This is a genomic window from Massilia sp. SYSU DXS3249, from assembly GCF_053668055.1.
In genome coordinates, this window is record NZ_JBSIPX010000045.1 from 1 (window position 1) to 1,229 (window position 1,229).

At 57.2% G+C, this 1,229-nt stretch carries 1 protein-coding gene; it reads right to left on the minus strand.

Annotated features, from left to right (window positions below; genetic code table 11):
- Nucleotides 1-18 precede the first annotated feature (18 nt).
- Nucleotides 19-1,169 (minus strand): IS3 family transposase gene (locus ACWCIA_RS22875; RefSeq protein ID WP_454166785.1). Its coding sequence is split into 2 segments (ribosomal slippage): nt 19-929 and nt 929-1,169, totalling 1,152 coding nucleotides; the frame shifts between segments, so codons are not numbered across the junction.
- Nucleotides 1,170-1,229: the final 60 nt, after the last annotated feature.

Here is a 1,229-nt window from a genome sequence, read left to right on the forward strand (position 1 = left end):
TGAATCGCCACGAGTTTCCTAGACACTCGCGAGCCGCTGGAAGTACTGCTTTTCATATTCGACCGGCGACAAGTCATTGCTGGAGCTGTGCCGGCGCTTCGGATTGTAAAACATCTCGATGTAATCGAAGACATCCTGCTTCGCTTCGTCCCGAGTGCCGTAGGTCTTGCGTCGGATCCGTTCCCGTTTCAGGAGCTGGAAGAAGCTCTCGGCCACGGCGTTATCGTGGCAGTTTCCTCGTCGGCTCATGCTTTGCTGCAGATTGTGCTGATCCAGGAAGTCGCGCCAGTCGTAGCTGCTGAACTGACTGCCCTGATCGGAATGCACCATCACCGTATTCTTGGGTTGCCGACGCCAGACGGCCATCAAAAGCGCATTCATCGCCAGCTCGCGATCGATGCGAGAACTCATCGACCAGCCGACCACCTGACGCGAAAACAGGTCCAGTACAACGGCCAGATAAAGCCAGCCTTCGTAAGTGCGAATGTACGTGATGTCCGTCACCCAGACCCGATTCGGTTCCTGCACGTCGAATTGGCGCTGTAGATGATTAGGCGCGACCAGCGAAGGGGCACCGCCGCGTTTATATTTCCGCTTGGCGTAGCCGGTTTGCGAACGAATTCCGGCCGACCTCATAAGACGGTGGACACGATTGATACCGCATTGTTCACCGAGCTCGCGCAGATCGTCGCTGACCTTGCGATAGCCGTACACGCTGCCGCTTTCCAGCCATGACTCCTTGATCGGCACGAGCAGGCGCTTGTCTTCTCTGGCTCGCTTGCTTTCAGGGTTCAGGCGCCAGGCATAGAAGCCACTCGGATGCACTTCAAGCACTTTGCACAGCCGGCGCACCGGGAATTGGTCCTGTAACTGAGCAATTAAGGTGTACCTTACCCGGACGTCTTGGCAAAGTACACCGCGGCCTTTTTCAATATGTCACGCTCCTCCGTGACGCGCTTGAGTTCGGCCTTCAGGCGCCGCATCTCGTCGGACTGGGCATCGACAGCCTTGCGCTCCGCCTCGGGTACGCCGTAGCGCTTCGTCCACGCGTACAGACTGTGGATGCTTATCCCAAGCCGTGCCGCTACTTCGCTCGCTGGGCGACCGCCTTGCGCGACCTGCTTGACCGCTGCAATCTTGAATTCCTCTGGATACCGCTTACCGCTCATATCTTCTCCTTGTGTCCGCTATTATGGCTCAGGAGTGTCTACGATAGTCGTGGCGATTCA